This is a genomic window from Herbaspirillum sp. 3R11 (assembly GCF_004563925.1).
Lineage (GTDB): Bacteria > Pseudomonadota > Gammaproteobacteria > Burkholderiales > Burkholderiaceae_D > Herbaspirillum.
This window is the reverse complement of sequence record NZ_SPNJ01000005.1, coordinates 214,401-236,496: the sequence shown is the minus strand read 5'-3', so window position 1 is coordinate 236,496 and position 22,096 is coordinate 214,401. Positions and strand designations below refer to the sequence as shown.

The 22,096-nt window shown below is 59.2% G+C and carries 23 protein-coding genes; 5 read left to right on the top strand and 18 right to left on the bottom strand.

The features are described 5' to 3' along the window. Window positions 1–2 precede the first annotated feature (2 nt). Together fliQ and fliR are read left to right on the top strand one after the other, a co-directional pair. The gene (gene fliQ / locus E4P32_RS21145; RefSeq protein ID WP_116435543.1) at window positions 3–272 is read left to right on the top strand and encodes a flagellar biosynthesis protein FliQ; all 270 of its coding nucleotides are present in this window, start codon (window positions 3–5) and stop codon (window positions 270–272) included. Window positions 273–313: 41 nt separating this feature from the next. Further along, window positions 314–1,117, top strand: a complete 804-nt coding sequence (fliR, locus tag E4P32_RS21140) for a flagellar biosynthetic protein FliR (RefSeq protein ID WP_116435542.1) — start codon at window positions 314–316, stop codon at window positions 1,115–1,117. 193 nt (window positions 1,118–1,310) lie between these two features. On the opposite strand, the gene flgL is transcribed toward fliR, so the two are convergent. From flgL to flgB, 11 genes are all read right to left on the bottom strand, one after another. Continuing rightward, window positions 1,311–2,450 carry a flagellar hook-associated protein FlgL gene (gene flgL / locus E4P32_RS21135; RefSeq protein WP_116435541.1) on the bottom strand — a complete coding sequence of 380 codons (1,140 nt, stop codon included), beginning with the start codon at window positions 2,448–2,450 and terminating at the stop codon, window positions 1,311–1,313. A 17-nt stretch (window positions 2,451–2,467) separates the two neighbouring features. Beyond that, window positions 2,468–4,735 carry a flagellar hook-associated protein FlgK gene (gene flgK / locus E4P32_RS21130; RefSeq protein WP_116435540.1) on the bottom strand — a complete coding sequence of 756 codons (2,268 nt, stop codon included), beginning with the start codon at window positions 4,733–4,735 and terminating at the stop codon, window positions 2,468–2,470. Between the two features lie 190 nt (window positions 4,736–4,925). Continuing rightward, entirely contained in the window at window positions 4,926–5,876 is a 951-nt protein-coding gene (gene flgJ / locus E4P32_RS21125) for a flagellar assembly peptidoglycan hydrolase FlgJ (RefSeq protein WP_116435539.1), read from the bottom strand. A 12-nt stretch (window positions 5,877–5,888) separates the two neighbouring features. Continuing rightward, window positions 5,889–7,040, bottom strand: a complete 1,152-nt coding sequence (locus tag E4P32_RS21120; RefSeq protein WP_233526708.1) for a flagellar basal body P-ring protein FlgI — start codon at window positions 7,038–7,040, stop codon at window positions 5,889–5,891. 16 nt (window positions 7,041–7,056) lie between these two features. Beyond that, a complete protein-coding gene (locus tag E4P32_RS21115; RefSeq protein WP_116435538.1) occupies window positions 7,057–7,716 on the bottom strand; it encodes a flagellar basal body L-ring protein FlgH in 660 nt (219 codons plus the stop codon). A 41-nt stretch (window positions 7,717–7,757) separates the two neighbouring features. Further along, entirely contained in the window at window positions 7,758–8,540 is a 783-nt protein-coding gene (gene flgG, locus E4P32_RS21110) for a flagellar basal-body rod protein FlgG (RefSeq protein ID WP_116435537.1), read from the bottom strand. A gap of 33 nt (window positions 8,541–8,573) precedes the next feature. After that, window positions 8,574–9,317 (bottom strand): flagellar basal-body rod protein FlgF, encoded by a 744-nt coding sequence (gene flgF / locus E4P32_RS21105; protein WP_116435536.1) that lies wholly within the window; start codon window positions 9,315–9,317, stop codon window positions 8,574–8,576. A gap of 62 nt (window positions 9,318–9,379) precedes the next feature. Next, complete coding sequence (gene flgE, locus E4P32_RS21100; protein WP_116435535.1) at window positions 9,380–10,660, bottom strand: flagellar hook protein FlgE; 1,281 nt, start codon at window positions 10,658–10,660, stop codon at window positions 9,380–9,382. Between the two features lie 33 nt (window positions 10,661–10,693). Further along, the gene (locus E4P32_RS21095; RefSeq protein ID WP_116435534.1) at window positions 10,694–11,413 is read right to left on the bottom strand and encodes a flagellar hook assembly protein FlgD; all 720 of its coding nucleotides are present in this window, start codon (window positions 11,411–11,413) and stop codon (window positions 10,694–10,696) included. Between the two features lie 15 nt (window positions 11,414–11,428). After that, window positions 11,429–11,833, bottom strand: coding sequence for a flagellar basal body rod protein FlgC (flgC, locus tag E4P32_RS21090; protein WP_116435533.1), 405 nt, complete (start codon window positions 11,831–11,833; stop codon window positions 11,429–11,431). 5 nt (window positions 11,834–11,838) lie between these two features. Further along, window positions 11,839–12,261: a flagellar basal body rod protein FlgB gene (gene flgB / locus E4P32_RS21085; RefSeq protein ID WP_116435532.1), complete on the bottom strand. Its 423-nt coding sequence runs from the start codon at window positions 12,259–12,261 to the stop codon at window positions 11,839–11,841. A gap of 210 nt (window positions 12,262–12,471) precedes the next feature. On the opposite strand from flgB, the gene flgA reads away from it, so the two are divergent. The 3 genes from flgA (at window position 12,472) to E4P32_RS21070 (ending at window position 14,100) form a co-directional block, all read left to right on the top strand. Further along, window positions 12,472–13,194 carry a flagellar basal body P-ring formation chaperone FlgA gene (gene flgA, locus E4P32_RS21080; RefSeq protein ID WP_116435531.1) on the top strand — a complete coding sequence of 241 codons (723 nt, stop codon included), beginning with the start codon at window positions 12,472–12,474 and terminating at the stop codon, window positions 13,192–13,194. Window positions 13,195–13,301: 107 nt separating this feature from the next. After that, window positions 13,302–13,622 carry a flagellar biosynthesis anti-sigma factor FlgM gene (flgM, locus tag E4P32_RS21075; protein ID WP_116435530.1) on the top strand — a complete coding sequence of 107 codons (321 nt, stop codon included), beginning with the start codon at window positions 13,302–13,304 and terminating at the stop codon, window positions 13,620–13,622. Between the two features lie 4 nt (window positions 13,623–13,626). After that, on the top strand, window positions 13,627–14,100 hold the full coding sequence (locus tag E4P32_RS21070; RefSeq protein ID WP_116435529.1) for a flagellar protein FlgN: 474 nt from the start codon (window positions 13,627–13,629) through the stop codon (window positions 14,098–14,100). Window positions 14,101–14,153: 53 nt separating this feature from the next. On the opposite strand, the gene motD is transcribed toward E4P32_RS21070, so the two are convergent. From motD to flhB, 7 genes are read right to left on the bottom strand one after another with little or no spacing between them, the layout of a single operon-like run. Then, window positions 14,154–14,975, bottom strand: coding sequence for a flagellar motor protein MotD (gene motD / locus E4P32_RS21065; RefSeq protein WP_116435528.1), 822 nt, complete (start codon window positions 14,973–14,975; stop codon window positions 14,154–14,156). A gap of 23 nt (window positions 14,976–14,998) precedes the next feature. Beyond that, window positions 14,999–15,745, bottom strand: coding sequence for a flagellar motor protein (locus E4P32_RS21060; RefSeq protein WP_116435527.1), 747 nt, complete (start codon window positions 15,743–15,745; stop codon window positions 14,999–15,001). After that, a complete protein-coding gene (locus E4P32_RS21055; RefSeq protein ID WP_116435526.1) occupies window positions 15,727–16,461 on the bottom strand; it encodes an RNA polymerase sigma factor FliA in 735 nt (244 codons plus the stop codon). The genes E4P32_RS21060 and E4P32_RS21055 overlap by 19 nt, the downstream gene beginning before the upstream one ends. A gap of 6 nt (window positions 16,462–16,467) precedes the next feature. Further along, entirely contained in the window at window positions 16,468–17,265 is a 798-nt protein-coding gene (locus tag E4P32_RS21050; protein ID WP_116435525.1) for an antiactivator of flagellar biosynthesis FleN protein, read from the bottom strand. 34 nt (window positions 17,266–17,299) lie between these two features. Continuing rightward, window positions 17,300–18,778, bottom strand: coding sequence for a flagellar biosynthesis protein FlhF (gene flhF, locus E4P32_RS21045; RefSeq protein ID WP_116435524.1), 1,479 nt, complete (start codon window positions 18,776–18,778; stop codon window positions 17,300–17,302). Next, window positions 18,775–20,865: a flagellar biosynthesis protein FlhA gene (gene flhA, locus E4P32_RS21040; RefSeq protein ID WP_116435523.1), complete on the bottom strand. Its 2,091-nt coding sequence runs from the start codon at window positions 20,863–20,865 to the stop codon at window positions 18,775–18,777. Before flhA ends, flhF begins: the two co-directional genes overlap by 4 nt. Continuing rightward, window positions 20,862–22,043, bottom strand: coding sequence for a flagellar biosynthesis protein FlhB (gene flhB, locus E4P32_RS21035; protein WP_116435522.1), 1,182 nt, complete (start codon window positions 22,041–22,043; stop codon window positions 20,862–20,864). Before flhB ends, flhA begins: the two co-directional genes overlap by 4 nt. Between the last annotated feature and the right edge of the window lie 53 nt (window positions 22,044–22,096).

Below are 22,096 nucleotides of genomic sequence, written 5' to 3'. Positions count from 1 at the left end.
CCATGACACCAGAAAGCGTAATGACCCTCGGCCGCCAGGCCATGGAAGTCACTCTGATGATCGCCGCGCCGATGCTGTTCACCGCGCTGATCATCGGCCTGATCGTCAGTATTTTTCAAGCCGCGACACAGATCAATGAAGCCACGCTGACCTTCATTCCGAAACTGGTTGGGGTCTTCCTTGCACTCATCATTGCCGGCCCGTGGATGCTGAGCATCATGCTCGATTACATGCGCCTGATGTTTACCGGCATTCCCGCCATGGTGCAGTAAGGCATGCAAGGATTGCCACGCCCACAGGCAATCGCAACATCATGATCAACGTCACCAGCGCTCAGCTCTACATCTGGATCGCCGCATTCATCTGGCCGCTGACGCGCATCCTCGGATTGCTGGCTGTCGCGCCGCCGTTTGGCAGCGCCAGCGTGCCGATGCTGGTGAAAATCCTGCTTGGGGTCATGACCTCGCTGGTCATCGCACCCAACGTGCCGGTGCCGCCGGCGCTCGATCCGATGTCGATGACGGGACTGCTGATCCTGGTCCAGCAATTCATCATTGGCGCGGCCATGGGATTCTCCGTCCGCCTGGTTTTTGCCGCAGTGGAAATGGCCGGGGAAATGACCAGCAACACCATGGGCCTCGGCTTCGCCGTCTTCTTCGATCCGCAATCTCAAGGACGCACGTCCGCCATCAGCCAGTTGTTTTCCCTGCTTGCCACACTGGTCTTCCTGAGCATCAACGGCCATCTGGTGCTGGTTGCCGTCATCGCGGACAGTTTCAACACCCTGCCGATCACTGCGGCGCCGGTGACGGCCGAAGGCTTCCACTACATCGCGCTTTCCGGCGCGCGCATCTTCAGCATGGGACTGCAATTATCACTGCCCATGATCGTCGCCCTGCTGATCACCAACATGGCGCTGGGCATCCTGACGCGCGCGGCGCCGGCACTGAATCTCTTCGGCATCGGCTTTCCGATCACGATGGTCGCCGGCTTCCTGCTGATCGCAATCTGCCTGCCCTACATGCTGACGCCGCTGCAGCACTTCCTCAACGACACCATCGAAACCGTGCGTATGCTCGGCGGCATGGCGACCATCCCGCCGATCCCCAAACACTAGCCATACGGCGGGCGAGCCGTCGGTTTGCAACGTAGCCACAAACACTTTTCAAGCTTGACCAGACAAAGGATCCTGCTCGGGACAGGACAAGACTCATCACGCCCTGATAGCGGACAAATGAATAAGCGGGAGAAGGACTGTTACGGGGAAGATTGAGACACCGGACGAACCGCAGTTCGCCCGGCCGGAAGAATTACTTCAGATAGTTCAACAGCGTCAGGCTGCTGGTGGTGACGAAGGATTTTTGCGCAGCCTGCAGATAAGTCTGCTGCAGCGACAGCGCGCTGATGTTTGCAGCAAGGTCCGATGGGTTGCGGCCCAGCAGATCGTTCACGCTTTGCTCGTATTGCACCTTGAGCACATCGCCGGTTGCGTTCAGATTGTCAATCTCAGACTGGCGCGCCCCTACCGAGGCGGTCGCTGCGCCGACGCTGTTCATCTGCAGGTCGATCGCTCCACCGAGCTTGTTCAGGCCACGGGTCAATGCCGCCTGGCTGCCTGGAATCGGTGTGCGCGCGGCATCTGCCTTGTCCGATAACAGCTTGGCGTTGGCCGCCTGTGTCAGCAACGTGCTGTAATTCGGGTCAGTTGGCGCAGCCGCATCCAACGCAGCTTGCGCCGTCTTGTAGGCTTGAATGGGATATTGTGCCGGCAACGAACCCACAGGATAATTGAACGTATTGGCAGCCTGAGTATCCGCGTTGTTGGCAGCCTCGGTGACAGGTACCTGCAACAGTGTGATCAGATCCTGCATGTTCTTGAAGGTGTCCTGCCCTGCGCCTTGGAACACCGCCTGACCGGACACGCTGATTTCCATGTTGCGGGTCGAATCCACCTGCAACGACTGCTGGCCCTGGTCACCGTTATAGACGATATTGCCCATGCTGTCGTAATCGAACGGCTGCGTGGTGGCCTTGAAACCCGAGAACAGATAGTTGCCCAGCGCATCGGTGGCGTTGGCGAAGCCCAGCATTTCTTTCAGGTTGCCCTTGAGCTCGGTCGCCATGTTGGCGCGTTCGCTGTTGGAGTATGCCGCGTTGCCGGCTTGGGTTATGTTCGACTTGATCTTGGTCAGCATCGCCGTGACGTTGGTCAGGGCCGCGTTCACCTGCGACAGCGAGCTGTCGGCATTGTTGCGATTGATCTTGTACTGATCGTTGAGCCCCTGCGTCTGCGACAGATCCAGCGCGCGCGCGGCAGCCACGGCGTCATCGGACGGCAGCAACACGGTTTGCTGCTGGGTCACTTGCTGGTTCAGCTTCAGGATGGAACCCTGCATGCTGGTCAATTCAGTGTTGCTCAGTTGATAGAGCATGCTTGTGCTGATACGCATTTTGATCTTCCTTAAAACTAGCCGCCGAGCGTGAACAAGACATTCAGCATGTCGCTGGCAGCCTGAATGATTTTTGCCGCAGCCTGGTAGGCCGTCTGATTCTTGATCATGTTGGACAATTCTTCGTCCTGGTTGACGCCGGATTCGGATTGCTGCTCTTGCTGAATCGCGGTCAGACGCGCATTCTCAGCCTTGTTGGTGACCGTGATCTCGTTGGTCTTGTTGCCGATCAGGCTCACCAGCTGCGAATACGAACCCTGGAACGAGGTATTGCCGATCGTGTTGGCAGTCTGCAATGCATTCAAGGCCAGCGCGTTACGATTGTCGGTCACACCATTGGTATTCGGTGAGACGTAGAATTGATCGCCATTGGCTGGCTGGCCGGTGATGGTAAAACTGATGCCACCGGTGGTGAGCTTGTCGCCAGGCGTAAAGCCGATATTCGCACCTGCAGCGTAGTTAGTAGTAGTGCCGTCAGTATGAGTGACCACGACGGCACCTACCGACCCGTTCGGGGTCAACGTGCTACCTGTCGAATTGAATGTAAAACCCAACTTGACTGTTGGTCCCAGCGGCGTAGCCGCATAGTTGGTATCAATAGTCCCTGCCGAAATTGTCGCGGTGCCAGTATTTGCCGGTTTCGGAGAAAAGACGAATTTGTCGTTGTTCGCAGGCGTTCCGCTCAGCACGAAACTAACGCCGTCCGCGGTAATAGTGGCGCCGGGCGAATAAGGAATCGGCGTGCCGGGTGTGTAAGGCGTCGTCACTCCGGCCGTCGTGGTGACCGTAACGTTTCCGGTTGGAGATGGCGTCAATGTAAGCGTGTTCGGACCGCTGCTATAAGTGTAAGTCTGCGTCGAGTTCGGCGTGAATGCTGCCTTGTTGACCGACGCCGAGGTCACCACGCCGGTACCGGTGTTACCCGTCGTGACCAGGCCCATATCGGTGACCGCATTGGTCGACGTCACGATTGGTGTTCCTGCAGCGATCTTTTGTGTATTGGTGATTGCGACACTGATGCCGTTGGCACCGTTGATGGTCGGCTTGATCAAGAAGCTGTCGTTGGCCACCATGTTGGTCGAGCCGAACTGCACACCGTCAATGGTGATGGGCACCGTCGTCGAACTCGTTTTATTGTTGTCCGACAGACGCGTCACCGAATAATTGGTGCCATCGAAGTCCAGACGATAGTCGCTGGTCGACAGCGCAGATGGATTGGTGATGGTAGCCGTAGCAGCAGCCAGTGGTGCCACGGTGTGATTCTTCGTGTTGGCCACGACGGACGGCACCGGCACATTGAAAAAGTCGGTACCCAGCGCACCGTTCTGATCCTGCCCCAGCTTGTGCTGCGCGTTGAACGCGCTGGCCATCGCGATCGCAACGCGGCCCAAGGTGTTCTGCGCAGTATCGAGTGTCTCAGTGCGGTATTGCAGGATGCCGCCCAAGCTACCGCCGGTGAATGCACCGTCCGGCAGCAGGATGGTGGCGTTGCTGCTGGTCTTGATCGACACTTGCAGGCGCGTCGGATCATCGTCCGCCGGGGTCGCCACCAGTTGTGCAACCTGATCACCCAGCACCAGAGGCTGGCCGTTGCCGACGAACACGCTCAACGATCCATTACTTTGCGGCAATGTCGTGACCTTGACGATCTTGTTCAGATCGGCAACCGCCTGATCGCGCTGATCAAGCAAATCATTTGGTGCTGCGCCGCCGCCGCTGCCTTGGGCCTTGATGATGGCCTGGTTCAGCTCCTGGATCTGTGTCGCCAGGGAATTGATGGAGCCAATGCTCGATGTAATCTGGGCGTTGACGCTGGTGCGGCTCTGCGCCATCTGGTCATTCAGGCTCTGGAAACGCGCAGCCAGCGTGGAACCGGCGGACAGCACGGCCTGACGGGCGGCGTCATTGTTCGGTGTCGATGCCAGGTTCTGCATGGACTTGAAAAAATCCTGCAGCGCAGGCGACAGGCCTGCCGACGTATCCGCGACCAGATTGTTCAGTTGGCTGATCTGCGACAGGTAGGAGTCGAGCGAGCTCGCAGTGGTCTGCGACGCCATGACCTGCTTGTTGAGGAAATCGTTATAGACGCGCTTGATTTCGGCAACCTGCGTACCCTGCCCGATAAAGCCGTAACCGTAGTTGATGCCGCCGGCCGTGCTTTGTACGACTACCTGGCGGTTATAGCCCGGGGTTGTCGCATTGGAAATGTTATGGCTGGTGGTCGCCTGGGCCGCCTGAGCTGCGGCCAGTGCACTTTGCCCGATACTGAAGATATTGGTTGCCATGCTAGCTGTCTGTTCTTTAACGGAATAACCTAGTGAACGGCATCCTGCAGGGAAACTTTAGGACGCGTTACCAATGATTTTGAGAGTGCGGGAAGCGCCTGATGTTCCCCACAGCGTATGGAAAGACCCGCCCGGGCCGATATCAGCCCATGTGTCAGCCCATGCATCAGCCCGCCCGTCAGGCCGAGCATCAGACCGACAGCGACTGGCGGATGATGCGCGATAGCTTTTCCGCATAATGTGGATCGGTTGCATAGCCTGCGCGTTGCAGTCCGTAAGCAAAACCGTGAGCATCTTGCGCATTGGCCAACACTTTTTCATAGCGCGGGTTGCTGCGCAGCAGCTTGGCGTAATCCTGGAAGGCTTCGGAATAAGAATCGTATGCGCGGAATTTTTCCACCTTGCGCTGCGCCACGCCGTTGACGTATTCGATCGTTGTCGCGTCGACCGTCTTGCCGGTCCAGTTGCCGGTCGCCTTGATGCCGAACAGATTGTGCGCGGAGCTGCCGTCGCGGGCGCGGATTTCTTTCTTGCCCCAGCCGGTTTCCAGTGCGGCTTGCGCCAGCATGAATTTGGCGGGGATGCCGGTGACGCGGCTGGCGGCCTCGGCATCAGCCTGCAAACGATTCTGGAAGGCTTCGACGTGCGCCGGACGCTGCTGACCGCCCTTGCGCTTGTTGCCGCCTTGCGAAGATGTGCTGTCGTAAACGGCCGCATTGGCAAGGCCTTGCACCAGACGCGACTTGTCGAGATCGCTCAGCGTGTTGGCCAGCGGAATGTCCAGCGGCAAGGCCGATGCGCCGTCTTCGTCGGTCGGCAACGGCTTATTCAGGCTGCTGGACAGTTGGCGCACCAGCATGTCGGCCAGGCCAACGCCGCGCTGGGCCATGTTCTGGCTCAGCTGTTGATCGAGCATGCTGGTAAACATCTTGGTCTGCGGGCTGTCGAACATGCCGTCCTGCGGTGTCGCATCGCGCATGCTCTTCAACATCATGTTCAGGAACAGCGCTTCGAACTGCTTGGCCGCACCCTTGAGCGATTCCGGCGATTGCGTAGCCGCGGCGGAACGCAAGCTGTTGAGGCTGTTGGCGTCAGCGGCAAGGCTTTCGGTTGGATTACCCGGTTTGATGTTGTTGATCATGTACTGCCCCGGTTAGATGATTTCCAGCTCGGCGCGCAAGGAGCCGGCAGCCTTCATGGCTTGCAGAATCGCCAGCAGATCCTGCGGCGTCGCGCCGATGGCATTGAGCGCCTTGACCACTTCGGCCAGCGAGGCGCCGCCCTTCAGGTACATGACCTTGCCGGGAGCCGAACTAATGGAAATCTGTGCGTTCTGGTTGGCAGCGGTCTGGCCGCCGGACAAGGCGCCGGGCTGGCTGATGCTGTTTTCCGCGTTGATCACCACCGACAGATTGCCGTGCGATACCGCGCAGGTGTCCAGCGTCACCGCCTGGTTCATCACCACCGAACCGGTGCGCGCATTCAGGATTACCTTGGCTTGCACGCGTGAAGGAATGACGTCGATGTTTTCCAGCGCGCCAAGAAAAGCCACGCGATCGCCACTGCCGATCGGCGCACGGATCCGGATCACGCGACCGTCCTGCGCCATGGCCGTATCAAAGCCAAAACGTTTGTTCACTGCTTCCACTACGCGGCTGGCGGTGGAAAAATCGTTGTCGTTGAGTTCCAGATTGACCGTATCGCCCTGCCCCAGCGCCGATGGCACCGAACGTTCGACGGTGGCGCCGGCGGAGATGCGGCCGACGCTCAGATGATTGATGGTGGCGCTGCTGCCGGCCGCGGAAGCACCCGCGCCGCCGACCACGATGTTGCCCTGGGCGATCGCGTAGATCTGACCGTCGGCGCCTTTCAGCGGCGCCATCAGCAGCGTGCCGCCACGGATGCTCTTCGCGTTACCGATCGAGGAAACGGTGACATCCAGCGTTTGTCCCGGCTGAGCAAATGCCGGCAAAGAAGTCGTCACCATCACTGCAGCGACGTTCTTGAGCTGCATGTTGCTAGTCGAAGTGCTGGGCAGATTGACGCCCAGTTGTTGCAGCATGCTGATCACGCTCTGCACGGTAAACGGTGTCTGGGTGGTCTGGTCGCCGCTGCCGTCGAGACCGACGGCCAAACCGTAACCCACCAGTTGATTCTGCCGCACGCCCTGGATGCTGGCCAGGTCCTTGAGACGTTCCGCATGGCTGATGCCGGCGCTGAGCAGGCATGCCGCAGCCACCAGCGTTGTCGCCAGGCGGTTGGAGCGGAACAGAGACAAAGACAGAGAAAGCGAACGGAAAATCATGGATACCACCTTGGGACTAGAACGGCGACACGCTAAAGAAGAAGCGTGACAAAGAAGACATGAATTCCGCCATATCCACACGTGTATTGGTTCGGTACTCGACTTTGGCGTCGGCCACCAGCGTCGACGACACCGTATTGCCGGTCGCGATGTTGTCCGGGCTGACGGTGCCCGAGAAGCGCACGTATTCGACGCCCTTGTCGAGCGCCACCTGCTTCTCGCCGCTGACAACCATATTACCGTTTGGCATCACTTCAATGACGGTCACGCCGATGGTGCCGGTGAAGTTGTTGCTGGAGCTGATCGCGCCCTTGTCTTCAAACTTGTTGGTGCTGCCGCCACTGCCGGACAGTTCCTTGATGGACATGCCGAACAGCGTCGGCGCGACGGCAGTAGCACTGCCGGTCTTGCTGCCGGAGCTGCCCGCCGATTTGGCGGCGCTGGTCTTTTCATTGATGACGATAGTCAGGGTGTCGCCCACCAGGCGTGCACGGCGGTCTTCCAGCAAGGGACGATATGCGGCCGACTGGAAGATCGCGCCATTGGTTGCCGGTGCGTAAGCAGCCGGCTGCGGCCTGGCCGTCAACGGCGTTTTGACGATCGAATCCGGCACCGTTTCACATCCGGCAAGAGCAATCATCCCTACGATGGCGGCAAGTTTCAGCAGGCTTTTCATGTTTGCCTCATCCCATTTCATCAAAGCATTACAAAAACAGATTACAACTGCGACAGCTTGGCCAGCATCTGGTCGGATGTCGTGATCGCCTTGCTGTTCATTTCATACGCACGCTGGGTCTGGATCATGTTGACCATTTCCTCGACCACGTTCACGTTCGAGGTCTCGACATAGCCTTGCCACAATGCGCCGGCGCCGTTGGTGCCCGGAGTATTTGGTGCAGGCGTACCGGAGGCGGCAGTTTCAGCGTAGAGATTTTCACCCTTGCTTTCGAGACCGGCCGGATTGATGAAGGTGGCGATCTGCAGCGTGCCGATCTGCGTGGTCGCAGTCGAACCGGCTTGCATGATCGAGACGGTGCCGTCGCGACCGATGGTCAGCTTGGTCATGTTGGCAGGCATCGTGATCGGCGGCTGAACCACATAGCCGCTCGACGTCACCAGTTGGCCCTGGGCATCCGACTGGAACGAACCGTCGCGTGTGTATTGCGTCGTGCCGTCCGGCATCAGCACCTGGAAGAAGCCGGCGCCTTGAATCGCGACGTCCTTGTCATTGCTGGTCTGGTTGGTGTTGCCTTGCGTATGGATACGCTCAGTCGCGACCGGACGCACACCGGTACCGATTTGCAGGCCCGACGGCAGTTGTGTCTGTTGCGACGACTGCGCACCCGGCTGGCGCAGGGTCTGGTACATCAGATCCTCGAACACGGCGCGCGAACGCTTGAAGCCGTTGGTGCTGGTGTTGGCGAGGTTATTCGAAATGACGTCGAGTTGCGTTTGTTGCGCATCGAGGCCGGTTTTGGCAATCCACAGGGAACGAATCATGTTTTCTCCAGTACCTGAATAGTCGGTCTAGCGTCAGGACAACGACAGAATTTGGTTGGCTTTGTCTGCATCACTTTGGGCGGTTGTCACCACCTTCATGTTCAGGTCGAATTGGCGCGCGAGGTTGATCATGTTGACCATGGAATCGACCACGTTGACGTTACTGCCTTCGAGCGCGCCGCCGACCAGGCGAACGTTCGCGTCGGGCGGGGCCTGGGTGCCTGCGGTCAGGCGGAACAGACCGTCGTCGCCACGCTTGAGCGACTTCTCATCCGGATTGACCATCTTGATGCGGCCCAGGATGTTCACCGCGTTGGGCGTACCCATAGTGGGGATCGAGGAGACCGTGCCGTCCGGTGCAATCGCGATCGTCACATCAGGAGGAATGCTGATCGGACCGCCGTCGCCCATGACGCTCAGGCCGGTCTGCGTTTGCAGAATGCCGTTTTCGCTCATCTTGAAGCTGCCGTTGCGGGTGTAGGCTTCGCCGCCATCGGCGGTCTGCACTGCAATCCAGCCATCTCCCGCCACAGCGACGTCCAGCGCACGGCCGGTGTCTTGTATCGGGCCCAACGCGAAGTTGCTACCCGCAGTAGAATCGACCACGAACGTGCGCGTCGCCAGCCCTTCGCCGCCCACCACCGGTACGGCGCGGAAGGTGTCGAGCTGGGAACGGAAGCCGGTCGTTGTCGCGTTCGCCAGGTTGTTGCTGGCGGTGGCCTGCTGCTCCATTGTGTGCTTGGCGCCGGACATGGCGGTGTAAATCACACGATCCATAATTACCCCTTTGTGTGCGCGCGGCATCGCTGCCGCGCGCTTCCCCACTTATTTCAAATTGCTTAGCGCAGGCTGACCAGCGTCTGCAGGACGGTATCCTGCACCTTGATGGTCTGCGAGTTGGCCTGATAAACGCGTTGCGCCACAATCATGTTGACCAGTTCAGTGGTCAGATCGACGTTGGAGTCTTCCACGGCGCGCGCTTGCAGGACACCGAACTGACCCGTGGTCGGCTTGCCGACCAGCGGCTCGCCGGCGTCAGCGGTCGCGGTGTACAGGTTGCTGCCCAGCGGCGACAGGCCGTTCGGATTGGCGAAGTTCACCAGCAAAACCTGACCGAGCACTTTGGTGTCGTTGTTGGAGTAGCTACCGAGAATCTGACCATCTTTGCCGATCGAGAAGCTCGACAGCACGCCAGGCGCTTTACCGTTCTGGTCTTGCGCGACCGGCGTGAAAGCCTGGCCGGTTTGCGTCGTACCGGTGTAATCGAAAGCAACGGCTGCAGGGAAGGTTGCGCCCGGCTTGACGTAGCCTGGAGGGCCATTCAGGACCGCTGCGGTGAAGGTGCTGCCTGTTGCACCGGCAGTCAACACACCAGAGCTGTTGAACGACAATGTATCAATCTTCACCGGTGCACCGGCGGCAGGATAAGTGACGCCGTCAATGGTCGCGTAGACATCCCAATTGGTCTGGGTAGCAGTAGATGTGGTCGCGTTCTTGACGTAGTACGTCTGCACGTTGTACGAGTTGCCCAGGCTGTCATACATGGTGACACCGGTAGTACTGTTGTAGCTGGCCGCATTGGTCGTGCTGAATGGCGTCGTCGCAGGCACGATGCCGGTCAGGCGCGAATCCAGGTTCAGCTTGGTGCTGATCAGCGTGGTCGCGGTGGCAGGAATATTCGATGTGTCGATCTTCAGAGGAACAGGATCACCGCCGACGACGTTGCCCAGCCAGCCGGTCAGGTATGCGCCCTTTTCACTCGGATTGATGATGTAACCGTCTTTGTCCAGCTGAAACTGACCGTTGCGGCCGTACATCGGCGACTGGTCGGTCAGGCTGCCCTGCATGCGGAAGAAACCATCGCCGTTGATGGCGATGTCCAGCGGATTGTTGGTCGTGGTGACGTTACCCTGCGTAAATGCCTGCGCCACGTTCGCCACCGCAACGCCGATACCAACCGGCGAGTTGCCGGAACGGTTCATCGAGTTGGCGTACATGTCGGCGAACTGCGCCTGTGCCGATTTGAAACCCACTGTGCTGGCGTTGGCAACGTTATTGCCGATCACGTCGAGGCTCTTCGATGCCCCTGCCAGACCGCTCAGGCCTTGTTGAAAACTCATTTGATTCTCCTTGTGCTGGAAGCAGTCAGTGGATTACAGGATTTGGATAACGTCGGTCGGCTTGATGGTGCCGATATTCGATACATTCAGCTTGACGCCGTCGGTGCCGGTGCTGACGCTGGCAACCGTGCCGAAGGACAGCGCCGTGGCGTCCACGGCGGTGCCGGCGCTGGTCGCTGCGACAGTGAAGGTGTACTGACCGTCGGCCGCCTTGGTGCCGGCGTCGTTGGTGCCGTCCCAGATGACCGGCACGGTGCCCGCAGCCTGGCTGCCCAGATCCATCTGACGCACGACGGCGCCGGTGGTCGCGTCACGGATGGTGACCTGAATGCTGTCGGCGTTGGCGCCGAGCTGCACGCCAAACACGGCTTTTTGTGTGGTTGTCTCGGTGCCGTCGGCAGCCTTGACGGTATCCGAAGTCAGAGTCAGGTTGTTGCCCGCGGCCAGCACACTGTGGCCGATCATGTTGGCTGCTTGCAGCGACTGCGCCGAACCCAGGTTGGACATGAGCGACGCCAGCGTGGTGTTCAGCTGGCTGATGCCCGACACGGTCGACAGCTGCGCCAGCTGTGTGGTCAGCTGCGAATTGTCCATCGGATTGGTCGGATCCTGGTTCTGCATCTGCACGGTCAGCAGCTTCAGAAAGCGATTCTGGATCGCTTCGGGGCTATTGTCGTTCAGGCTCGAAGTATTGGAGGTCGATGTCGACGTGCCATTCATTGACGACAGCAGATCGTTGGAGACAGTAGTCATGATTTAAGATCTTCCTTATTGACCGATGGTGAGGGTTTTCATCAACATGTTCTTGGCGGTATTCATCGTTTCGACGTTAGTCTGATACGAACGCGATGCGGAGATCATGTTGACCATCTCCTCTACCGGATTGACGTTGGGCATGGCGACGTAGCCGTTGCTGTCGGCCATCGGATGCTTGGGGTCGTACATCAGCTTGGGCGGCGCCTGGTCTTCGACGATCTGGCTGACCTGCACACCGCTGTTCTCGATATTACCGAACGGGACCGCCTTGAATACCACTTGCTTGGCCTTGTACGGCTTGCCGTCCGGACCGGTTGCGCTGTCGGCGTTGGCGATGTTGCTGGCGACCGTATTGAGGCGCTGGGATTGCGCACTCATGGCAGAACCGGCGACGTTGAAAATATTGGAAAGAGACATGATGATCAGCCTGGTTGGATGGCAGCGAGCAGACCTTTGATCTGCGCATTGACGGCGGTGATGCCTGCTTCGTAGCGCACCGCGTTGTCGGTAAATTGGTTACGTTCGACGTCCATGTCGACGGTGTTGCCGTCCACACTGCTTTGCGTTTCCTTCCGATACAGCAGCGGCGAACCGCCGATGCCGCCGTCGCCCGCAGCCTTGCCGGAAATGTGGGCCGACGAGGTGCGCGCCAGCTCGACCGGTGGCACCGTGCTCGACTTGCCCGCCATGGCGCCTTCCAGCGTTTTGGCGAAGTCGATGTCGCGCGCCTTGTAATTCGGCGTATCCGCGTTGGCGATATTGGACGCCAGCAATTGCTGACGCTGGGCGCGCAAATTCAGCGCCGTTTCATTGAATCGCAGATAATCATCCAGTTTTGCAGCCATCTAATCCTCCTGACGTACCCTTCATAAAGTACGCTTTACGCCGATAATGGGATTTACACACCATTGGATCATAAGGCTACCCCTCAAACTCTAATGCCCGAGAAAGAGAGAAAACTATGCCTTGTTCGACCTTTTGACAGAGTCGGCCGCCAGTACTATTGCTGACAGGATGGCCCTGCCTCCGATCACCCGGGTTGAAAAGTTGTTGTTATGAAATTATTGTCCAAAGCGCTGTTGCCTTTGCTGCTGTTGCTGCCCGTATTCGGGCTGTCTGCGCTGGCGCAAACTGCTGAACAGAACACCCCGCCGCGCCAGGATCTTGGCGCCCTGCAAAAGATTGCAGAACAATTCATGAAAGTACAGACAACCGGTTTGTCCGGCACTGTCAATATTGCCGTCGAACCGGTCGACAGCCGCCTGAACCTTGCCGCCTGCACGTCGCCGCAAGCCTTCATGCCGAACGGCGGCCGCCTGTGGGGCCGCACCACCATCGGCATCAAGTGCATCGCGCCGTCGCCGTGGACAATCTACGTGCGCGCCACGGTACAGGTCATTGCAGAATATATTGTCACCGCAGCGCCGTTGGCACAAGGCCAGATCATCGGCCCGAATGACATCACCAAGATGAAAGGTGACCTCTCGAATTTGCCCAGCAGCATCATTACCGATCCAACCCAGGCCATCGGCCGCACCGCCAACATTTCGCTGGCGATGGGCGCCCCGATCCGCCAGGATGCATTGCGCAGCAATCGTGTAGTCCAGCAGGGGCAAACCGTACGCGTGGTATCCACCGGCCCCGGCTTCCAGATTTCTACCGAAGCGCGCGCCCTGACGAACGGTAGCGAAGGCCAAATGGTGCAAGCCAAAACGCCTGCAGGCCAGGTCGTGAGCGGGATAGCGAAGGCCGGCGGCATACTCGAAATCAATTACTGACAAGAAACATCCTGACGGGCGATAAAAGAATTAAAGTTTGCGGAAAAATGGCCGATAATCTAGGCAACAGGCGGGTCACAGAACCCTAACCCATTAAGGATGATGCCGTGAACGTTAATGACGCCCTCAAAACAGGCAAAGGCTTACCGGAAATCGCGCAACCCCAGGCGCGCTCCGCAAACAGCAATGCCGGTACAACAACAGCCAAGACAGGCAGCGACGCTTCTACCGCCGCCAATGTCCAGCTGTCCTCGCAATATCAATCACTGGGTGTGAAAGCCACTGCGACCGGCGGCACTTTCGACGCCAAAAAAGTTGCTGAAATCAAGGCTGCCATCGCTAACGGCACCTTTCAGGTTGATCCCGAGAAAGTCGCCAGCGGTTTGCTCGATACTGTCAAAGATCTGATCGGTTCACGCAGGGCTTAATGTAATGACAAGTAATTCGCTTCTGCCATCCCAGACACTCGCTGACGAAAAGCTGGTCACGTCACGCCTGGTGGCGGCGTTGCAGCAAGAGCAGGATTTGCTCAGCGGCAATGGTGATGCCGACAAGATTCCCGACATCATCAACGAGAAGGCCAATATTGTTGCCAACATGGCGACGTTGGCGGATCAGCGTCACAAAATTCTGGCTGCGCTGGGATTCACTGCCGGCGAAAACGGCATGCAGTCATGGATCGAACAACACGGTTCGGCTGAAGACAAGCAAGTGTGGGATGAATTGTTCGCACTGGCCCAATCTGCACGCGAACTGAATCGCCTGAACGGCTTGCTGATCGGCAAGCAAATGGCAATCAATCAGAACGCCATGAACATCCTGCAAGGCAAGAGCAACGGCTCCTTTTATGGTCCTGACGGCCAGTCCAGCCTGCGCAGCTCTGGTCGCCCCCTCGGCATCGGCTGATTTTCGACAGCCCGGAATTTGAAAAGCCCGTTCGCAAGAACGGGCTTTTTGCTTTAGGGCGCCGACTTGGGCTGGACCGGTAGCGCAGCCTTGCCGCCCTCGTCCGCAAACGGCACCTCGGTTGCCTGTTCCGCCAATCGCGACAAGATCATCACGTCAACGCGACGATTACGCAGCCGCCCTTCCGGCGTATCGTTGGAAGCCACCGACTGGTTCGATCCATGCCCGACCGCCGTCAAGCGCAGGTCGGCGATGCCTTGGTTGTTGAACAGTCGCGCCACCGTGCTCGCGCGCACCGCCGACAGTTCCCAATTGGAAGGAAACACGCTGGTGTTGATCTGCGTATTGTCGGTATGCCCTTCGATCTGGATGGCGTGATCGTCATTCTTCAGCACGCGCGCGATGGCAATCAGGGTTTCTTCCGACTCCTTGCTGACCTTGGCGTCGCCGGGTGCGAACAATACATTGGCGTTGATCTCGACATTGACGCCCACGCTCGTTTGGGTCACACGCACCTTGCCTTCCTGGACCAATGGCGCCAGTACCTGCATGATGTCGCGCGCCATGTCGGTCATGCGCTCTTTTTCACGGCGTAGCGCTTCGTTGTTGCGCGGTTTCTGCAGCGTGATTTTGGGTGCGACGGATTGCTGGGCGCCCTGCCCGCCAGCCTGAACAATGATCGGCGCGGTCGAGACCGGCTCCTTGCCGAAGGCGTTGATCAGCGAGTCGGCAAGGATCTTGTACTTGCCTTCGTTGACCTGGGAAATGGCATACATGACCACGAAAAACGCGAACAGCAGCGTAATGAAGTCGGCATAGGAAACCAGCCAGCGCTCGTGGTTCTCATGCTCTTCTTCATGTTTTTTGCGCGCCATGATGTGCGTTGTGCGTCAGTAGGTCATGCGGTGGTGAAATAGGATTCGGCGCGCTCCTGGATCACGCGCGGATTGTCGCCGCTGGCAATGCCGAACAGACTGTCGGCCACCATGTCGCGTCGATTCACTTCCACGGCGAGCAACTCCTTGAGCTTGTTGGCCACCGGCAGGAAGAACAGATTAGCCAGGCCGACGCCGTAAATCGTCGCCACAAACGCCACCGCGATGCCGCCGCCCAGCTTGGCGGGGTCGGATAAATTTTCCATCACATGGATCAGGCCGAGCACCGCGCCAAGGATGCCGATCGTCGGCGAATAGCCGCCGGCGGCTTCCCATATCTTGAGCGCCTGGCGCTGGCGGGTTTCGTAAGCGGTAGTATCGACCTCGAGGATCTCGAGCAACTTGGCCGGTGTGATGCCGTCGATCAGCAGGCGCAGGCCCTTCTTGACGAAGGGGTCGCTGCTGTCGTTCATGTGCTCTTCGAGATGCAGCAGACCTTCGCGCCGCGAGATGCCGCTCCAGACCGTGATGTTGTCGATCAGTTTGCGGTGATTGTGAACCGGCGGAGAAAATACCCAGGACAGCAACTTGATGCCGTGGACGAAGTTGTCGAGCCTGGTTTGCAGCAGCACGGCACCGACGGTGCCGGTGAAGACGATCAGGAAAGCGGTCGGCTGCAGGATAGAACCGGGATGACCGCCTTCAAGCAGCAAGCCCAGGAGGATGCCTCCCAACGCCAGCAGTATCCCTCCTACGCTACTCCAGTCCACGCCTGCTCCCTCAAGGTCGAGCGCATGCGGGCGATGGCCTGGCTGTGCAGCTGGCAAACCCGCGACTCGGAGACGCCCATGACGGCGCCGATTTCCTTCAAGTTCATTTCCTGTTCGTAGTACAGGCCCATGAGGATTTTTTCACGCTCAGGCAGGGCCTTGATCGAATCGATGACGGCGTCGCGGAAACCACCGTTGATCAGGTTCTGCAACGGGTCATCGGTATCACGGGTCTGATAACGATCGAGGAAATGCTCGTGACCGCCATCGGCATCGTGGAAATCTTCGTAGTAAATCAGCTGGTGGCCGCCGCATTCGGTCAGCATGTCCTGGTATTCCGGCAAGCTCAGCTTGAGCTGCGTGGCGACCTCGGTCTCCTGCGGCGGACGGCCGAGTTGTTGCAGCAGGACATGGATGGCCTCTTCGATCTTGCGGGTATTCTGGCGGATGCTGCGCGGCAGCCAGTCGCTGCTGCGCAGTTCGTCCAGCATGGCGCCGCGGATACGCTGCACGGCATAGGTTTCGAACTGCGCGCCGTGCGTTTCTTCATAGCGATTGACGGCATCAAGCAGACCGATCATGCCTGCCTGAATCAAGTCGTCCACTTCCACGCTCGGCGGAAGCTTTGCCTTCATCTGATGCGCCAGCTTTTTTACAAGCGCCGCATGCAGCTCGAGCAAATCGTTCTTGGTCGTCTTTCCCTTGACGTTATACATAACACGTCATACTCCGAGACTTGCACCATCGGTTGCCATACCGTACGTGCCTTTGGTGAGATTGGACAACGAAAACTGATCGGCCAGACGCTTGAACGCAAGCGTCGCGCCGGCCAGCGGAAATGCTTCCAGCACGGTGCGGCCCTGTCCCGATGCGCGACGGATATGTTCATCTGCCGGGATGGAGCCCATGAAATGCAATTGCGCCGCCAGGTAGCGATTGGCCGCCTGCGCCATGTTGGCATACACCATCTGGGCTTCCGCGTCCGAACCACCGCTCACGAGCAGGTTGAAAGGACGGCGGCCGAGCTTGTCGCTGAGGCCCTTGAGCAAGACGTAAGCCGCCTTGATCGAGGTCGGGCTGGTCGACATGTGCACCACGATTTCGCCCATTTCCATGGCCGGCACCGGCAGCAGTTCGTCGTCGTTCAACTCACCATTGATGAGCGTGATGTCCGACTCTTCCGTCAGTCCGTCGAAAATTTGTGCCAGCCGTGAGGCTTGCGGATGCGTGGAAGCCGATACATTCTTGCGCGACAGGCGCGCCAGTGCGAAACCTTCCGGCACCATGCGTACCGCTTCGTCCAAACGCCGCTCCTGACGGGCAACGTCAAGCAGTGTCGCCACGGCGACACCGCCGAAACGCGACAAGATCACCGAGGGCGTCATGCAAGCGTCGACCAGTAATGCGTTGTGGTCGGCGGCGGCAAGAGAGGCTGCCAGATTGATCAGCATCGCGCCTTTTTCATCGTCGGGAAGAACCGAGAAGAAAGTGAACACGCGCGGCGTCGGACGCTCCAGCATCCGTCGCAGTCCTTCCGCTTGATCAACGTCATAGCTAGCCAAGGATCACCTCCCGCAGGCTTTTGTCATTCATGGCCGTGGCCGTCGGTCCGACAACAACCGGCAACTCGGCATCCTGAAATTCGAACGGTGCTGTTTCTCGCTTCAGTTTAAAAGCGCGGTCAGCCAGATACAACCTGTTGGCAACGTGCAAATCTTCCGGCACGCGCTGACCGTTCGCCACGTAATACAGATTCAGTTTTTGACGGATGACAACATCCAGCACGTTGCCGATGGTTGCCGCTTCGTCGAGCTTGGTAATAATGCAACCCGCCAGGCCATCGCCCGAATACGCGCTCACGACTTCATTGAGCGTGCCGCCGGTCGCCGTTGCATTGAGGCACAACAGGCGCTTGATGTCGGTACCTGCGCCCGACAGCATGGCGGCCTGTTCGGCCACCATCTGATCGCGCTGGCCCATGCCGGCAGTATCGATTAGGACAGTATGTTTGCCGCGCAGTTCGTCGAGTGCGATACGCAAATCGGATTCATCTTTGACCGAGTGCACCATCACGCCGAGAATCTTGCCGTAAATGCGCAATTGCTCGTAGCCGCCGATACGGTAGCCGTCGGTGGTGATCAGCGCCAGCTTGCCCGGACCGTGGCGCATCACGCAACGCGCCGCCAGTTTCGCGGTCGTGGTCGTTTTGCCAACACCGGTCGGACCGACCAGCGCGTAGACGCCGCCTTCTTCCAGCAATTCGTTTTCGTTGGCCATGGTCATCAGATTCTTGGCCAGCACCGACTTGACCCAGAACATGGCGTCTTGCGATTTCGGGCTTTGCGGCAAGTTCTCGGTGATCAGGCGCGACAGGCTGGCGCTGAAACCGGCGGCCAGCATTTCACGCATGATCGCCGCCTTGGCCGGTTCGCGCTTTTGCGTGCCGCCCCAGGAGATTTCCGCCAGTTGGGTTTCCAGCACGCCGCGCATGGATCGGATCTCCGTCATGACGTCGGACAGGATTTCGTCGTAGTCCTTGCCGTCGAATTCAGCCATGACGCCGGGCTGTTGCGGACGAGCTGCAACTGCAGCTGCAGCAGCGACAGCGGCCTTGGGACCGGCAGCCACCTGCGTCGGCGTCAGAGCTTGTACCTGCTGCTCCTTGGCGCTGGCGCGTGCTGCGTTGCGGGTACGCCAGACGCGGGCATCGGCTTGCGCCGTGTTGTGTTCGACCGGCATGGATGCACCGGGCGCCTGCGGTTGCTGTTCGACGCGTGTGCGCGGCACGGCGGCCTGCAGCGACTGTTGCGGCGCAGGCTGGGCAGGCGGTCGGCGCACGGCCGGACGCGGCATGGCATCCTTGGACATGGCCGGCACCACCAGCGACGACATGTCTTCGTTTGCCATGGCCAGGATCTCGACACCGTCGTCGATATTCCGGTTGGAGAGAATGACGGCGTCAGGACCCAGCGCTTCGCGCACTTGGCGCCATGCGTCTCGCGACGAACCTGCTATAAATTTTTTGACGTTCATGCTTGCCCTCCAACTAGGCTAGTAACTTTAATCGTTTTCGAATCAGGAACTTCAGCGTGTGAAAGCACCCGGAGTTGTGGCATTGCGCGTCGCAAGAAGCGCGCCAGCAATGCTCGCAAAGGACCCGGGACCAACAATACCGGGGTTAAACCCAACTGCTCTTGATGACGTGCTGCGTTTTCTGTTTGCGTAATCAGTGTATCCGCGAGACCAGGCTCGATGCCGCCGCCTTCCGGCCCGCTGGCCTGCATCGCCTGCATGAGCAGACGTTCCAGCTTGTTGTCCAGCGTCATGACCGACAGCTCGCTCTCGGTCGGGAAAATCTGCTGCACGATCGCGCGGCCCAAGGCAATGCGCACGATGGCGGTCAATTCATTCGGCTCCTGCACGCGTGGCGCATGCTCGGCCAGGGTTTCGATGATAGTCCGCATATCGCGGATATGCACGCCTTCGATGAGCAGGTTTTGCAACACTTTTTGCACTGTGCCCAGCGGCAACGCCTTCGGCACCAGATCTTCGACCAGCTTCGGCGCATCCTTGCCGATGTGATCCAGCAATTGCTGCACTTCCTGACGACCCAGCAATTCGGCTGCGTGGACCGTGATCAAGTGGTTCAGGTGCGTAGCGATAACGGTGCCGGTATCGACCACGGTATAACCCATGGTCTGCGCCATTTCGCGCATGTTGCTTTCGATCCAGACCGCCGGCAGACCGAACGCAGGATCGGTGGTCATCAGGCCCGGCAACGGACCGGTGACCATACCCGGATTGATCGCCAGGAACTGGCCGAAAGTAGCCTCGCCCTTGCCGATTTCCACGCCCTTCAAGGCGATGCGGTAGGCCGAAGGTTTGAGCTCCAGGTTATCGCGAATATGGACCGGCGGCGACAGGAAGCCGACTTCCTGCGCGAATTTCTTGCGGATGCCCTTGATCCGGCGCAGCAGTTCGCCGCCCTGCCCTTTATCCACCAGCGGGATCAGGCGATAACCAACTTCCAGACCGAGCGTGTCGACCGGGAGAATATCCTGCCAGGTGGCTTCTTCGATTTCCTGCGGCGTCGTGACCGGAGCAGGCAATTCGGCGATAGCGCCGGCCTCCTGCTTGCGCTTGTTCACCGAGTAACCCGCAGCAGCCAGCAGGCTGGCGATGATGATGAAGGAGACGTGCGGCATGCCCGGGATCAAGCCCATGCCGCCGATGATGATGGCGGTCAGGTACAGGACTTCCGCCTTGGCGAACAACTGGTTGATCAGCTGACCGCCGACGTCTTGGTCATTGGCCACGCGCGAGACCACCACACCGGCAGCAGTCGAGATGATCAGGGAAGGGATCTGCGCGACCAGGCCGTCACCGATGGCAAGCAGCGTGTAGTTCTTCAACGCCAAGTCAAAGGCCAGATCATGCTGGACCATACCGACCACCAGACCGCCGACGATGTTGACCACGGTCACGATGATGCCGGCCACGGCATCGCCGCGCACGTACTTACTCGCACCGTCCATGGCGCCATAGAATTCTGCTTCCTGCGCGACTTCCTTGCGACGGGCGCGGGCTTCCGGCTCGCCGATCATGCCGGCATTGAGATCGGCGTCGATCGCCATCTGCTTGCCGGGCATCGCGTCAAGGGTAAAGCGTGCGCCCACTTCGGCGATACGACCGGCGCCCTTGGTGACGACGGTGAAGTTGATGATCGTCAAAATGATGAACACGACGATACCAACGGTGTAGTTGCCGCCGATCAGGAAGTGGCCGAAGGCCTCAATCACTTTACCCGCTGCGTCGGGACCGGTATGGCCTTCGGTCAGCACGACGCGGGTGGAGGCGACGTTGAGCGACAGACGCAGCATGGTGCTCACCAGCAGCACCGCCGGGAACGCCACGAAGTCGAGCGGCTTGACTGTGTACAGCGCCGTCAGCAGCACGATCACCGACAACGAAATATTGAAGCTGAACAGGATGTCGAGTGCAAAGGCCGGCAGCGGCAGCACCATCATCGCCAGCATCATGACGATCAGGACCGGCGCCGTGAGCGCCTTGGCGTGCTTGACCGGCACCCAGGTCGGCAGTTTCATGCTGTTGATGTTCATTGTGCAGCCTTAGCTTGTGCGGCAGCCATGGCGGCCTTGCGTTTGTACAGTGGATCGTCCAGCTCTTTCGGCACTTCCAGGTCGCTCGGCTCGTCCGGACGGACGCCGCCGTTGCTGTTGTAGGTGCGCAGCTGGAAGATATAGGCGAGGACTTCGGCGACCGCTGTGTAGAGCGATTCCGGGATCTCGTCGCCGATTTCGGTGTGGTAGTGCAATGCGCGCGCCAGCGGCGGCGCTTCGAGAATCGGTACGTTGTTCTCTGCGGCGATCTTGCGGATGTTGGCCGCCACCGCTTCGGTGCCCTTGGCCACCACCTGCGGCGCCGACATGCCGCCTTCGCTGTACTTCAGCGCCACGGCAAAGTGGGTCGGGTTGGTCACCACCACGTCCGCAGTCGGCACTGCCGACATCATGCGGCGACGTGCGGCGGCGCGTTGCAGAGCGCGGATCTTGCCCTTGATCAACGGGTCGCCGTCGGATTCCTTGTGTTCCTGCTTGACTTCCTGACGCGACATCTTGAGCTTGCGGGTGTAATTCCACAATTGATACGGCACGTCGATGGCCGCAATCGCGATCATGGCGCACACCATCATGATGAAACAGGTCCACAGCAAATTCGGCATATGGCTGCTGGCCACCTTGAGCGGTTCGACGCTCAGGTTGAGGACGGCGTCGAGATGGGTGCGCATGGCGAACCAGGCGATGAAGCCGACCAGCACGCTCTTCAGGATGCCCTTGCCCAACTCGACCAGCGAATTGAGCGAGAACAGATTCATGATGCCCTTGATGGGATTGAGGCGGTCGAACTTGGGTTCCAGCGAGCTGCCGTTGAACAGCCAGCCGCCGAGGATCAGCGGCGACGCCACGGCCGCCAGGGTCATCAGGAAGGCGACGGGGATGCAGGCGATCGCCACTTCCATGAAGTGGCCGCTCATGCGTTCGAACAGCAAGGCCGGATCGAAGGCCATTTCGCGTTCGAAGGTCATGGTCGAGACCATGAAACGGTTCAGGCTGGTCACCAGCGGACCGGTAAACATCCACAGGGTGCAACCGCCGATCAGCAGCATGACGCACGTCGCCATCTCGCGCGAGCGCGGCACGTCGCCCTGCTCACGCGCTTTTTCAATGCGTTTGCTGGTGGGCTGTTCGGTCCGTTCTTGATCGCTATCTTCGGCCACTGCCGTTCCCCTGTATTGCTTCTTTCCGCTGATGAAGGCGGAATTTTGAGACT